Source organism: Desulfuromusa ferrireducens, assembly GCF_055389805.1.
This window is the reverse complement of the sequence record NZ_AP042415.1, coordinates 3461334-3475946: the sequence shown is the minus strand read 5'-3', so window position 1 is coordinate 3475946 and position 14613 is coordinate 3461334. Positions and strand designations below refer to the sequence as shown.

Sequence of the window (14613 nt, the reverse complement as noted above, 5' to 3'; positions counted from 1 at the left end):
TCCCCCATAAATTCAAAACTTCGGTGGCACCAATTCTATATCGTTATCTTCTTCTGCTGGCTCAGGTGGTGGAGGGCTGATCGGTGTCGGGGGGGGGCTGGTGCTGATCTTTCTCTTTTTCTGCGTAAAGGAATCGACAAAGCTTTTAGATATAGAATCTCTTCTGATCATTAAATCTTCAGGGATGAGGATCTCATCGCCGAGTTCGATACGATTCGGGTTCAGGTTGGGGTTTGCTTCGGCCAGGATCTTCCAGTTTTTCAGATCACCGGTATACCATTTGGCAATAATGGAGACACTTTCTCCTTGGAGTGTGACTCGATGCGAATAATAGTTTCTTCCTGTTGGTTGAATTGGCAATGGTTTTGAGCTGCCCTGTTTACTTTTATCAGAAAATTTCGGCATTGGCTCTCTGTTGGTGATTATGCTTTGTGGTATCAGCACCTTGTCTCCAGCAGAGAGGCCGTAGGGGGAGATATTCGGGTTGGCCTCACGTACTTCGCTGTACTTATCCAGACTGCCGGTATGCCAAACAGTAATGTTGTAAAGGTTCTCCTCAGACCATTTGACGGTATGTTCAAAGAAAACAGCCTTCTTGGATCCAAGCATGCTCACCGAACCACAACTAGAACAAATCAGTAATAAAGCAAGCCAAACCAGACATGTTCGGACAGGTCGTCTAGAATCTATATTCAAATCACCCTCCTAGTTGTTACTTTAGTTTTTCCAATAACTTCAGTGCCGGTGCATTCTCCGGATTGATGGAGATTGCTCGTCCCAGGTTTTTGATGCAGTCTTCTTTTTTTCCCAGTCGATGCTGCATGGCTGCCAGGTTGAACAGGGCATCGTCCAGATAATCGGGCTGAAGTTCTACCACTTGGCCATACATCTCCTCTGCCTTTTTGTACTCTTTGTTAATTCCGTAGATATAACCCATGGCAAAATAGGGGCCTGCTCGTTCGGGATCCAGCTCAGTCACCCGGTTGTAGGAGACCACGGCCATCGGATGATCGTCCATTGCCATGTAGAGCCGGCCAAGCTGCTCAAATGCGTCGGCATTGCTCGGGTTGATCTCAGTCGCCAGGTTGAAGTTCTCTTCGGCTGCCAGCGGCTTTGTATCAACAAGCCCCTTGCCCTGTTCTGTCAATGCCTGGGAATAGGTCGCTGAGATATCGGTCGCGAGTTGCGGCTCTTTTTCCCAGATTTCTGCAAACAGAGGGATGGCCTGGTCGTAGTCCTGTTCATTTAGTGCGAGTAATGCTTTGTCTAATATGGTGGTTTCAGGTTCGACCTCTGTAATAATTTGAGCAGCAGGTTCTGTGGTTGGTGAAGCTTCTGTTTCTGGAACCGCCGGTTCTTCACGAGTTGGGGCAGGGGGGCTGGCTGCAGGCACTTGTGCAACTTCAACTTCTGTCTTCTGGTCTTCGCCGGTAAAGAGTGCAATCAATCCGATCAGAACCACGACGACAAGCCCGATGCCACCATACAGGAACAATGGTTTTTTCGTAGCTTGTTGCTTCTTCAAGGTTTCAACTTGTTTTTTGCTCGATTCTGTAAGGGTATCGTAGGACTGTTTGAACTTATCCTGCCACTTACGGTCTTTCTTTGTGTCAACTGGTTCTGCAGCATTGACTGCCGCTCCAAGTTCGGTCAGCTCTTTGATGATGGTTTCCTCGGAGGATATCTCATCAGCAAAGAGTTTTTTAAGATAATCAGCTAGCCCGTGGGCTGTTGGCCGCATGGAATTGGCGTACATGCATTCTTCCAGGTCGGCTTCCATTTCTGCGCAGGATTTGTAACGATCTTCTGGGTTTTTGGCCAGGGCGCGATGCAGAATTTGAACAAGTTGCTCCGGCAGTTGATCATTGATGTTTTCCGCTGAGACAAAGACACAATCGCGGACATGGGAGAGGATATGCAGGGTTTCCCCTTCGAACATTCTTTGACCGGTGACCAGCTCATACAGAATGATGCCACAGGAAAAGATATCGGAGCGCTGGTCGATGATCTTGCCAGCTGCCTGTTCCGGTGACATGTAGGCAACCTTGCCTTTGACCATTCCCATCTGGGTCATGGTGGTCTGGTTGGCCGCCTTGGCAATGCCGAAGTCAACAACTTTGACGTTTCCTTCGTAGGTCACCAGGATATTGGGCGGGCTGATATCGCGGTGAATAATCTGTAACGATTTGCCCTGAAAGTCTTTCAGTGTGTGGGCATAGTCGAGGCCACTACAGATGCGGGAGACAATGAACAGTGCGTCGGCCAGACGAAGCGGCAGGTTCTTCTCGACTGCTTGTTTGCTGATGAAACGAAGGTTCTTGCCGAACAGGTACTCCATGGCGATGAAATAAGAATTGTCCAGACTACCGAAATCGTAGATCTGGACAATATTCTGATGATGCAACAAGGCCGCCAGTTTGGCTTCATCGATAAAGGCGGTGATCAGTTCTTCTTCAGCGGCTAAATGGGGGAGGATTTTTTTGATAGCGATCAGTTTTTCGAAGCCCTGAACACCCGTGATCATAGCGCGGTAGAGTTCAGCCATGCCACCGACGGCCATTTGGTCAAGAAGGATATATTTGCCAAAACGTTTCGGCTGATTGGTAGTCATGATCTACCCCCACCACGGCCAAGAAATTAAAATAGATATTTTTAGTATATAGCCAGATGACGACCTATCAAGCTTGTGTTTGAACTTAATGAGTAGATAAATGCATTCGATATAGACCTTAGTTGAATTTAAGCATATTTAGCTTTTGGAAGAATTGCCAGTGATCGTTTTTTAGGTAATCTTTTTGTACGGTTGAATAAATGGAAGTGTGCGCCTGACAGAATATGTTTTGTATGAATAGTTTATGGTTTGATAGTCATTCATCAAGGCGGGAAAATGAATCTCTTCGAGAGCCTGTTTCCTAGAAAAAATGATTCAGGGATACGTCGGCGCATTCCGCTTTTTGTCAGAATCTTTGTTACGCTTCTGTCTATTCTTGTGCTTCTTGTCTTTGCCCTTGGGGGAGCCTTTTACGATCGTTACAACGATACGCTTAATCAATCAGTGATTAATAAGGGGAAGTTGACCCTCGCTCACCTGAGCCTAACTTCCAAAATGATTCTGTTGGAAGGTGATCTTTCAAGGTTAATCCTTCTGGCGAGTGACTATGCGCGTGATGAGGCTGTTTCATTTATATCTGTAGTCGATCACAATCAAATCATTCTGGCACATACAGATCCAAGCAGAGTCGGTGAAAATTATAATGAAACAGCCGCCGACACAAAGCAGCATGAGGGAACTGTTTATGAACTGAGTCAACCGCTGAGTTTACAGAATAAAATTTTGGGAACTGCTTATGTGGGGCTGTCTCAACAGTATATTAGTGATTTTGTTGATGTTGAATCTTCAGCATTGTTGAAATCCTTTTTTTTACCTTTACTCATCCTTTTGCTGCTCGTCTTCAGTCTGGCTATTTTTTTAACAGCCTGGATTAAGTTCCCTCTCTATAAAATTATGACGGCAATTCAGGGAATCCGCCGGGGTGACTTAAACTTTCAGTTGGACTTGTCGGATAATAATGAATTTGGCGATCTGGCTTCTGAGGTCAGACAATTATCCAACAACCTTCGTGTGAAAGAACAGACGAAAAGCGACGTTGCCGATTATCTCAATTGCACGAGCCTTGAACGGATTTTAGAAACATCACAATCGAACGGTTCCAGTTATGCATCTAGAAGACAGGTCACAATCCTCTATGCCGGAATTGTCGGCTTTGGTGAGTACGCCAGCCATACCAAGGCAGAAGAGGTTGTGGAGGCGCTGAATGAATACATTGGGATCGCCACGAATACCATTCTGGCCCAAGGGGGCTATGTCGACAAGTTTATGGGGGATGCGGTTGTCGGGATTTTTGGTGTTTCGGTTTACCGTGAGGATCACACCAAAAGAGCAGTCAGGGCGGCCTGGGAGCTGCAGAAAGTACTACGTGAACATGATGTCGGCAGAAATCAACTTTTGGGTAAGATTCGGATTGGTATGAGTTCCGGGGTAGTGCTTTCCGGGAATATCGGTTCAGCTTCTCGGGTTGAATACAGTTCGATAGGAGAAAGTATTAAAGAAGCTTTTTGGCTCAATGGCCAAGCTGAAGCCAAGGAGATCATTATCAGCAAAAGCATTTATCAATTAATAAAGGATATTGCCTGTGTTGAGCCATTAACGCCGCAAAAGTTAATTGGTCACGAAGGTGTTTTGGAAAGTTATCGATTGCGAAGCTTAAATGATTCGTCGCAGGCTGATATGCAGGTGGCAACATGAGGATCTGCTGCTTTTATCGTTTCATGCGTTTGTTGCTGGTCTGCTTGTTGTTCAATGCCTTCTTCTTATCCGGTTGTGCGCTTGTCGATTTGCAACCGGTCCCCCCCGGTGGTGATCTTGTCCGCTCTGAGCACTTTCCTGATTACCTCGTCGTAACATCCCAGGCTGGCGATAGTGTTACCTCGCTGGCAGAAAAATACCTGAAAGACGCATCCATGGGGTGGCTGATTGCTGAATTTAACGAACTCAAAGAATTGGTGCCGGGCGAGGAAATTATTATTCCTTTAGAGCCCTATCTCCTTGGTGGGCTTTCGATTGATGGTTATCAGGAAGTACCGATTTTGACCTATCATAATTTTTCGACCAGAGCTACGAATAAGATGACTGTGACGGCAAGTGAGTTCGAGGCGCAGATGCGTTACCTCAAAGACCATGACTATCATGTCATCAGTATGAAGTCTTTTTTTGAGTTCCTTGATTTTAAACGCCAAATCCCAAAAAAATCGGTGCTCATTGCTATCGACGATGGATGGCGGTCTTTTTATACTCTCGCTTACCCGATTCTGAAGAAATACGGCTATCCGGCCACTTTATTTATCTACACCGGTTTGATCGACGGAGAAAAGAATCACTTGAATTGGGCTGAGATTAAGGAAATGTCAAAACACCAGATTGAGATGCAGTGCCACACCCGCTCTCATCGCTATTTGACAAAAAGGAAATCGGGCGAGTCTTACCTCATGTATGTTAACGAGATCGAAAATGAACTGAATCATTCGGCAAGCATCATCGAAGCAAAGATCAACAAAAAAGTTGATCTGCTCGCTTACCCATATGGGGAAACGAACCATCTGGTGTCAGCGTACACCTTTAAAAACGGATTTCGTGGAGCTTTTACCGTCAATCCAAAGCCCAATCCGTTTTTTGTGCCACGCTACAGAATCAATCGCATCATGATTTTTGGTGGATATGACATTAACAAATTCAAAGCAAGTCTCAAGACTTTTAAAAAGTTGACTCTGCAATAGGGGGATCAATGACCATCCGTGATGATGAAAGGCGACTGGCATGACCTGCTTGCAGCGCTCCAGAACAACTGAGGCTATCAAGCGTTGGTGCCCGGTGGCTCTTCGTCATTTGTATCATTGCTTATCCCTCTGCGTAGTGATGATGGTGCTGTGCAGCTGTTCAAGCTCTCCCATACAAAAACAAATGCCATCAGTTCAGAAACCTGATTTCCCTGCGCTGCAGGAAAGGTATCAAGCGAAAGCTGAATCTGCTGAGAGAAGGGGAGATTTATATCGGGCCTCCTTCTATTGGTGGATTCTGGCCAATCTCAAACCTGATAATCTTCTTGAGCAAGAGCGTGCTCAATCTCTGCTGGCAACCGCACAACAGAAAGCTGACCAGCATTTTCAAAACGGCCTGGCTCAGCTGGACAATAACAACCGTAGCAGAGCCCAGCGGGAGTTCCTGATCGCCTTGAATTATAACCCGCGACATACAACCGCATTGAACAATTTGAAAAACAACCTAGGTCGACCGGATTTCAGGGTTTACAAGACAGAAAGTGGTGAGAATTTGCGTAGTATTGCTATGCGCGAATACCGCAACGCAGAAATGCTAAATGTCATCGCTCACTATAATGACTTGAAAAGCACTCATGGATTTAAAGAGGGATCAGCCATCAAACTTATTACCTCTGAAGGTCCCTATCGAGTGGCAAAACAGGCTGTTAAAGAAGATATTGTTAATAGTTATCAAGAGGTGGATTCGTCATTTACACGTGATGTCCTGCAACGAGCCAATAGCAGCTATCAGTCCAAAAACTATAACAATGCGATGTCGTTGGCCAAGATGGTCTTGAAAGGCAACCCTGAGCACTCGAAAGCGAGAGAAATATTTAATCAGTCGGGATATCAACTGGCAAAGATCCATATCGCCAATGGTAATGACCTGGATGCGTTACGTCTGCTGAAAAACGTTGATAGTCATTATAGGGATGTCTCTGCTATTAAGGCTGAGGTGCAGAATAATGTCATTCAGAAAGCTGAATCACATTATCGCAAAGGGGTAAAATATTTTCTGGCTGAAGAGTTTGCCGCTGCCGCAAGTGAATGGGAAACCACTCTTCATTTGAACCCTGACCACAATAAAGCGCTAAAAGGGCTGAAGAATGTACGCAAGCTGCTCAAAAGGTAGATTAATACGTCATTTTTCAAGCTCAGCCAAACGACCGTTCCCCAGGTAGCGGAAAAATGGTCCACTCGGGCTGAGGCTTATTTCGTCATTTGTATTGAGTTGCATGCCATTCTCGACCGGTTGGTCACTAACGCAGACCAATTTGAGGCCGGTAAGATCTTTAATCCAATACTGATTGTTTGAGTAAAACAACTGCACATGTAGATCTTTTATTTCAGGATGATCGATAATAAATGCGCAGTTAGCAGCTTTGCCGAGATCGATAGGAAGTTGATCGAAAGATTCGAGTTTCGGGCCGTACTGAATGATCAGTGGGGTTTTTGTCGACACGACCGGCTGAGATTGCTGGGGCTGCTCGCTCGATTTCGTAACTGGTGGTGGCACCTGAGGTGCTGGTAGAGGTGGGGCGGGATCGGCTGTCGGAACGACGACATCCGGGGCAACCAGTGAGTCTTCAATCTTGGTCAAAAAGCTCACTTTCGGACCATTCGGCGCAATGGTTATGACATCGCCATCTTTCAAGTGAATCTGATCGATCTTTTTCCCGTTAACAAAGGTTCCGTTAGCACTGATGTCGCTCAAACGAAATTGATTCCATTCTCTGAGCAGCTTGGCATGCTTTCGTGAGATTGTTCCACATTCAGCGGGAAATCTAACATCGCAGGAAGGATGGCGACCAATCGAGATTTCCGGTTTAGAAAATTCCTGTATCTGCCCCTTTAAGGGGCCTTCAATATGGATGATTTGCACTGTGATTACTGGTGGCGCAGGCATGTTTCAATCCTTTTAACTTGTATAAGCTGGGCACAAAGGTTTATTGAATTGATACCAGTAAAATAGTGATATTGTCCCGACCGCCGGCATCGTTGCTTCTCTGAATAAGTTTTTCGCCACTGAGAGTAAGGTCTTTTCCTGTTTCAAGAATATCTGCTATTTCCTCATCTTCCAGCATTGAGGTTAACCCGTCAGAACAAAATAACAGCAAACTTCCTTTATCAAGTCTTAAAGACTGTGAAGTTACCTCAATGTCAGCACTTGTCCCTATTGCGCGGGTAATGATGTTGCGCTGTGAATGGGTTCGCATTCCCTGTTTGGATATTTGCCCCTGCAGATAAAGATCATAGACCAAAGAATGATCCTCGGTCAGTTGTCTTAATCGGCCATTATTGTACAGGTAGATACGGCTGTCACCGGCATGGGCGAGTTTTAGTTCATTGTCTAAAAATTGCCCAGCAATAATGGTAGAACCCATCATTCTCCCCGCAGCTTCATTGTTTACCATGGTATTAGCGTATTGTATTGAACCTTCTAGAGCAGAAGAGGAGAAGAGGGTTCTAGGGTTCACAAGCGGAAGAGCGACATCAGTATCCGGATTGATCGAGTCCATATAGTTGGCAATACTCTCAAGCGTTAAGCGGCTGGCAATGTCTCCTGCATCGTGGCCGCCCATGCCATCAGCAACACAAAATAGGCGGTATTCAGGCATTATAAGAAAATCATCTTCGTTGGTTTTGCGTACTTGCCCCACATGTGAGATGCCAAAGTAGGCCAGTTGCAGGTCGTTCCATGGTATGGAACCGGACATTTTTTTCATCCCACATCTCCAGTAATAACTTCCTGTTGAATTAATAAACACTGGTCTTTTGTTTTAATTATAAAGGCATTTGTTAATTGTGTTTGATTGCAGCAGAAAAATATTGAGTTGTTATGAATTCAGTTAGAGGTGACAACTATGCTGATAATCATATCCTGCTTCACTTAAGGGCTTATAGGGAAGGGGAGAAGAACATCTGTAAGGCGTTGGATGGTTATTATTTGTGGCCTAGGTTCTCTATTGACCCTTTTATACCCTCCACTCTCCAATCAGTTGGTCTTGACGTGAGTTTTACTGATTTTGGAAAAAATCCGGTTTTTACTTCTTGGCAGCAAGTGGTTTTTGAATGTTTTTGAAACCGGAATGAATGGTGTTATAGGTGGGTCTGCTTCAGGGATGCTGACAATTGCAGAGAGTCTGTTGTTATTCATTATTTCCTACCATTTCAGTGTGGGAACTTTCGCCAAACTTTCGCCATTCATGCCGGTATGACATGTTTTATACGGTATTATATGGACAAACCCAGACGGACGAAAAGTGGTTAAGTTGTTGAAAGGTTAGTAATAATAGCTGTTTGTCGCGGCTAGATTAAATTGGTAAGATGGGGTTCGATTCCCGCCACCTCCACCAATTAAAATAGTGTAAAATCAGTAGCTTACGTGCGATGGGCTGCCGGCTTTCGCTAAGACGTTCGCCATCCTAAACTACTTAGTTTAGGATGGCGTTTGTTTTTGTGACCCTTTGTGCTCAGAAGTAATTCTGGATTTTGCTTACATCGTTCACGAGACCATCCGTATGTTTTCCATAAACATTGTAGACCATTTGTCTTGAAGCATGCCCCATCAAAGAAGCTAGCTGATTGGGGTTCATTCCTAAGGCTAACGACCACGCGGCATAGCTATGCCGCATAGCATATGGCACCTTATATGGTACCCCTGCTTTTTTGAATGCGCGTGGTCGCCACTGACCTAAAAGCGATTTACTCAGCGACAACTGTCGAAAAGGCCAGTTTAACTTGGAGCAGTTCGAGGACAAGTGGAACGCCAGTCACCCGACAAATTGCTAAATCCTGGCGGCGCAACGGGGAACGGATTACGCCACTGTTCTCTTATCCTTCCGACATACGCAGAGCGATCTACACGAGCAACGCCATTGAATCGGTGAATATGTCACTGTGGAAGGTCACGAAGAACCGGGGATCGTTCCCCAATGACGAATCAATGATCAAGCTGCTCTACTTGGCGTTACAGAATATTTCAAAAAAATGGACAATGCCGATCCACAACTGGCGATCGGCACTGAATCAATTTTCGATTATATTTGAAGGGCGGATGCCGCTACTCTGACCGACGGGCCATTTACACAATCAGCGTTACAGGCCCACGGACTCAACTCTTGTTAATGATTTCTACGTTTGGTGGCGGCTCAATCGTCTTTTCAGCAGGGATAGATGTTCCGGGCATTAAGCCATTAATATATTCTTCTATATTCGTGTAGCCGTCGGAATCTCGATCTCTATTCCCATCCGAAGAATCTTGAGGGTTAAGGTTTTTCGAAACCTCCCAGTTGTCTGGCATACCATCGTGGTCAGAATCGGCAGGCGGCGTGCCGGATGACAGATATGGCCATCCGCCTACTTCGCTTTCTGAACTAATCCATGTTCCTGAGTTGTTTGCAAAGGTTTGCATTGCTCGTAAATCGACTGAATCTCTATGGGGCGCAACAGCACCTGCACCTGTTTCGGAAAAAATGATATCCGTTATTTGGGATACATCATCAACGGTAATGCGGGAGATCCCTAATGGAGGTGTGTTGACCCTGTATGCGGTACTGCCATCAACGGCAAGCCAGTCGTCCCCAGTATTTGTCAGTCTGCCTGGGCCGATATTGTTTTTAACGTAAAATCTGGAACCACTTATACCGGCGACCGTTATGCCTAATTTGCTACTGCTCGTCTGGGGGCCCGGTTTGTAGTGATTCCCCTCGACTTGCACTGTAGATGCTATATCGGTGCCTGAATCGACGACGTCTTTCAGTCTCATTCCGAATGAGCCCCAATTGTACACGACATTATTTATAACTTCGCCAGTGGTATCTCCTTTAAATAGCGGGTTGCGATCATTGTTGTGGGCAAAGTAATTGTGGTGAATTGAAATATTTTTTGCGTGTTCACCTATCAGCATGCCATAGCTTACATTGCTGTGCAGCAGGCCTTCTGTGGATAAAGACCACTGGATAGTGATGTCGTGGATATCTGCCCATGTGGAAAAGTTTTCATCTCCTGCCCAACTGACCGAGCAGTGATCCAGGATGACATTGTAGGGCGCGACAGTGGGGTGTCCAATCATGATGGCGTCATTACCGGCAGCAACGCCAGGACGGACGCGAATATTTCTGATAATCACGTCATGAGTCGCGACTTGTAGTTTTGACCCGCGGATGGCAATCCCATCTCCAGGAGCTGTTTGTCCCGCAATCGTTATGTAGGGATTGCGGATAATAATGTCTCCAGAACTGTCAATGGTTCCACCGGTACGAAAGACAACAATGCGAGCCCCTGAGGCTTCAACGGCTTCCCGAAAGCTGCCGGAACCACTATTGTTAAGGTTGGTTACCTCAATTATTTTTCCGCCACGACCCCCTATTGTACCCGATCCGAACCCTTCCGCACCTGGGAACGCTGGTAGGGCATATGACAGTCCTGCCATTAATGCGAGCATAGTCATTATGAGTGCGATAGTGCTAAGGGTGCGTTTCATGTTGTTGAATAGGGGGCTTACTCCTTTTGAAGTAATTGTTTTAATACTCATTTCTTTTCTCCTGAATGTTCCAATTAATTGTTTCTCTACTCGTGCACTCTGTGTGTCACTGGCTAAACAATTTGGTTCTGTTGTCAAATGGGCATAATAATCGGGAAGATTATGTGTTCCATTTCTACTCAAAAGAAGTCTAACCCCCTGGGCAGTGTCTGTATCGTATATATTTTTCATTTTGTATTGATCCTCTAGAGTATAAAAAAACGGGTCGCCAGAAGTAATGCCTCCGGCGACCCGACTGACGTTGGAATGTGATGGATTTAAAGCATCACACCCCTTTAGTCTCGTGGTTCTGCGTCCCATGGTTTCCCATGGTTTGCTCTGAACAAAGGAAAAGCGTTTTAATTGACTTTATGTTTAGCTTTTACTGCTTGACTGTGTGTCATTTCTAGTGTGTTTGATAAAACTTCTCGATCTCATTTTTATCCAGTTGCTTACCTGAGTCAAGAAGATTGTCGGCTTTTGCCAAAAAAAGAGACCATAAATTGGATGCTTAGCGAGCTATTGCCCGTTGCAATCGCCTGCGGTAATAGCTCGCTAAGTTGCGCTCCACTGTCTATTCTTTTACAAATTCAAGGTAATCCAGCCTGGTGCCACTTTCTCTGCATCTCAGGGTGATGGTGTGGCTACCACTGTTCAGGTCGATGATATAGGGATCGAATTGGGGGGCGTTATAGGTTCCGGTCCCGCGGTTTGTAACATCATCCTTTCGCCAGAGATTGAATTCGCTTGCTGCTTCAGTGGGGTTCAGATCCCAGATCACCTCACCCTTGTTGTCAATATTGACATAAAAAGAGTCAGTAGCTTTGTCGGCAGCGAATACTTGAGCAACGATTTTGTATGATCCCGCGACATCAATGTCAAAAGCGTAGCTTGCGGTACCTGCATTATTTGATGTTGAACTGATATAGGATCCACCCGAAACGGCCAAGTCCTGTACTGCTTGCATTGGTGAAGAGAGGGTTCCCGACTCGGCTTCGATTCTAACTGGGCCCGAAGGGAGTTCCGCCACTTTTATCAAGCGGATGTAATCGATCTTGGCATTAGCTTCACGGCCCCTGATGGTTATCGAATGGCTGCCTGCGGTCAGTCCTGCAGTATAGATTCCCTCGGCCTTGTTGGTAATTTCATTCTCGTTCCAAGTGTTGTAGATGTTGGTGGTCAGATACCAGGTAAATTCTCCCTGGCCATCAATATCGACATAGAAAGAGTCGGCACTGGAACTGGGCATAAGGCTTCTGGCTACAAACTTGTACACCCCGGGAGTGGTGACGTTGAAGCTGTAGGTTGCCAAGCCGGATAGGTTAGCTGTCGTTTGGATGTAGTAACCGCCAGAGGCTGCACTATCGGGGACTTTTTGCATCGGAGCTGTCAGGTTGCCATTTTCTGCTTCAATAGCTCCTGAAGGCGCAATGACCATGGCGTCATCGCCCATACCGTTGCAGTTCTCGTCAATCGCGTTGTAAGGGATTTCGTTTGCTGCAGGATTGATTGTCTGATCGTTGTCGTTACAATCGTCGGCAGTTGCGAAGCCATCCTGATCGAGATCATCGTCATCGCCCATACCGTTGCAGTTCTCGTCAATCGCGTTGTAAGGGATTTCGTTTGCTGCAGGATTGATTGTCTGATCGTTGTCGTTACAATCGTCGGCAGTTGCGAAGCCATCCTGATCGAGATCATCGTCATCGCCCATACCGTTGCAGTTCTCGTCAATCGCGTTGTAAGGGATTTCGTTTGCTGCAGGATTGATTGTCTGATCGTTGTCGTTACAATCGTCGGCAGTTGCGAAGCCATCCTGATCGAGATCATCGTCATCGCCCATACCGTTGCAGTTCTCGTCAATCGCGTTGTAAGGGATTTCGTTTGCTGCAGGATTGATTGTCTGATCGTTGTCGTTACAATCGTCGGCAGTTGCGAAGCCATCCTGATCGAGATCATCGTCATCAGTCATGTTGTTGCAGTTTTCGTCAATCCCGTTATAAGGAATTTCGTTTGCCGCCGGGTTGATTGCTGGATCGTTGTCGTTGCAGTCACTGTTGACGTCGTAGCCGTCATTGTCAACGTCCAGGGATGCAATCTCGCCAACCTTTACCGAGTAGAGATAGTCGATTTTTGCATTAGCTTCACGGCCCCTGACGGTGATCGAATGGTTACCTGCGGTCAGTTCTGCGGTATAGATTCCCTCGGCCATGTTGGTGATCTCGTTCTCGTGCCAAGCGTTATAGATATTTGTGGTTAGGTACCAGGTAAATTCTCCCTGGCCATCAATATCGACATAGAAAGAGTCGGCACTGCCATCGGGCATGAAACTTCTAGCGACGAACTTGTACACACCGGAAGTGGTAACGTTGAAGTTGTAGGTTGCTAAGCCGGATTGGTTGACTGTCGTTTGAATATAGTAGCCGCCGGAGGCTGCGCTATCGGCGATTTTTCCCATCGGAGCCGTCAGGTTGCCGTTTTCCGCTTCGATGGCTCCTGCTGGGGCAACGATCAGGACATCATCATCCATACCGTTGCAGTTCTCGTCAATCGCGTTGTAAGGGATTTCGTTTGCTGCAGGATTGATTGTCTGATCGTTGTCGTTACAATCGTCGGCAGTTGCGAAGCCATCCTGATCGAGATCATCGTCATCAGTCATGTTGTTGCAGTTTTCGTCAATCCCGTTATAAGGAATTTCGTTTGCCGCCGGGTTGATTGCTGGATCGTTGTCGTTGCAGTCACTGTTGACGTCGTAGCCGTCATTGTCAACGTCCAGGGATGCAATCTCGCCAACCTTTACCGAGTAGAGATAGTCGATTTTTGCATTAGCTTCACGGCCCCTGACGGTGATCGAATGGTTACCTGCGGTCAGTTCTGCGGTATAGATTCCCTCGGCCATGTTGGTGATCTCGTTCTCGTGCCAAGCGTTATAGATATTTGTGGTTAGGTACCAGGTAAATTCTCCCTGGCCATCAATATCGACATAGAAAGAGTCGGCACTGCCATCGGGCATGAAACTTCTAGCGACGAACTTGTACACACCGGAAGTGGTAACGTTGAAGTTGTAGGTTGCTAAGCCGGATTGGTTGACTGTCGTTTGAATATAGTAGCCGCCGGAGGCTGCGCTATCGGCGATTTTTCCCATCGGAGCCGTCAGGTTGCCGTTTTCCGCTTCGATGGCTCCTGCTGGGGCAACGATCAGGACATCATCATCCATACCGTTGCAGTTCTCGTCGATGTCGTTGTTGTGGATTTCAGTAGCGCCGGGGTTGATCTTGGCGTCGTAGTCGTCGCAGTCAACGGTTTGGTCATAGCCATCGGCGTCGTAATCCTCGTATGACCAGACTGGAGAGAGAACTTCATTGGAGTGGACACTCTCTTCCCCAGAATAATTATAGGCAGTAACAGCAAAATAATGGTTCTCGGAATTGTCCAGCCCGACAAAATCTAAAGTCGTAGAGGTCCCGATATCGATCGGGGAGAGACCTTCGACTGCTGCGGACCCATCGTACGTTCCTGGATTGGTTCCGTAGTAGACTTTATAGCCGGCCAGATCTTCTGACGGGCTTGGGTCCCAGGTAATCACGATGTCTTTGGCCGATGCCAGTCCTGCGCAAAGGCAGATGAGTGTGAGTGCTGTGAAAAGTGTTTTTGTGAGTCTGTGCATTTCTGTGTTCTCCTGTCATTTGTTCCGACAGGGCTATACGCCCATACGT

At 46.4% G+C, this 14613-nt stretch carries 10 protein-coding genes and 1 riboswitch; of the genes, 4 read left to right on the top strand and 6 right to left on the bottom strand.

Annotated features, from left to right (window positions below):
* Positions 1-12: 12 nt before the first annotated feature.
* Positions 13-696: a LysM peptidoglycan-binding domain-containing protein gene (locus tag ACZ5PT_RS15560; RefSeq protein ID WP_464263942.1), complete on the bottom strand. Its 684-nt coding sequence runs from the start codon at positions 694-696 to the stop codon at positions 13-15.
* 16 nt (positions 697-712) lie between these two features.
* Positions 713-2611, bottom strand: a complete 1899-nt coding sequence (locus tag ACZ5PT_RS15555; RefSeq protein ID WP_464263941.1) for a protein kinase domain-containing protein — start codon at positions 2609-2611, stop codon at positions 713-715.
* A 276-nt stretch (positions 2612-2887) separates the two neighbouring features.
* On the opposite strand from ACZ5PT_RS15555, the gene ACZ5PT_RS15550 reads away from it, so the two are divergent.
* From ACZ5PT_RS15550 to ACZ5PT_RS15540, 3 genes are read left to right on the top strand one after another with little or no spacing between them, the layout of a single operon-like run.
* Positions 2888-4306 (top strand): adenylate/guanylate cyclase domain-containing protein, encoded by a 1419-nt coding sequence (locus ACZ5PT_RS15550; protein ID WP_464263940.1) that lies wholly within the window; start codon positions 2888-2890, stop codon positions 4304-4306.
* Positions 4307-4329: 23 nt separating this feature from the next.
* A complete protein-coding gene (locus ACZ5PT_RS15545; protein WP_464263939.1) occupies positions 4330-5334 on the top strand; it encodes a polysaccharide deacetylase family protein in 1005 nt (334 codons plus the stop codon).
* Between the two features lie 40 nt (positions 5335-5374).
* Positions 5375-6508: a tetratricopeptide repeat protein gene (locus tag ACZ5PT_RS15540; RefSeq protein ID WP_464263938.1), complete on the top strand. Its 1134-nt coding sequence runs from the start codon at positions 5375-5377 to the stop codon at positions 6506-6508.
* A gap of 9 nt (positions 6509-6517) precedes the next feature.
* Here ACZ5PT_RS15540 and ACZ5PT_RS15535 read toward each other — a convergent pair whose 3' ends face one another.
* Complete coding sequence (locus ACZ5PT_RS15535; protein WP_464263937.1) at positions 6518-7282, bottom strand: FHA domain-containing protein; 765 nt, start codon at positions 7280-7282, stop codon at positions 6518-6520.
* A gap of 40 nt (positions 7283-7322) precedes the next feature.
* Positions 7323-8102: a Stp1/IreP family PP2C-type Ser/Thr phosphatase gene (locus tag ACZ5PT_RS15530; RefSeq protein ID WP_464263936.1), complete on the bottom strand. Its 780-nt coding sequence runs from the start codon at positions 8100-8102 to the stop codon at positions 7323-7325.
* A 947-nt stretch (positions 8103-9049) separates the two neighbouring features.
* Between ACZ5PT_RS15530 and ACZ5PT_RS15525 the strand changes: the two genes are divergently transcribed.
* The gene (locus ACZ5PT_RS15525; RefSeq protein ID WP_464263935.1) at positions 9050-9448 is read left to right on the top strand and encodes a transposase; all 399 of its coding nucleotides are present in this window, start codon (positions 9050-9052) and stop codon (positions 9446-9448) included.
* Between the two features lie 42 nt (positions 9449-9490).
* Here ACZ5PT_RS15525 and ACZ5PT_RS15520 read toward each other — a convergent pair whose 3' ends face one another.
* Both ACZ5PT_RS15520 and ACZ5PT_RS15515 read right to left on the bottom strand, forming a co-directional pair.
* Positions 9491-10912 carry a pectate lyase family protein gene (locus ACZ5PT_RS15520; protein ID WP_464263934.1) on the bottom strand — a complete coding sequence of 474 codons (1422 nt, stop codon included), beginning with the start codon at positions 10910-10912 and terminating at the stop codon, positions 9491-9493.
* 231 nt (positions 10913-11143) lie between these two features.
* Positions 11144-11249, bottom strand: a riboswitch (cyclic di-GMP riboswitch).
* A gap of 225 nt (positions 11250-11474) precedes the next feature.
* On the bottom strand, positions 11475-14564 hold the full coding sequence (locus ACZ5PT_RS15515) for a MopE-related protein (RefSeq protein WP_464263933.1): 3090 nt from the start codon (positions 14562-14564) through the stop codon (positions 11475-11477).
* Positions 14565-14613: the final 49 nt, after the last annotated feature.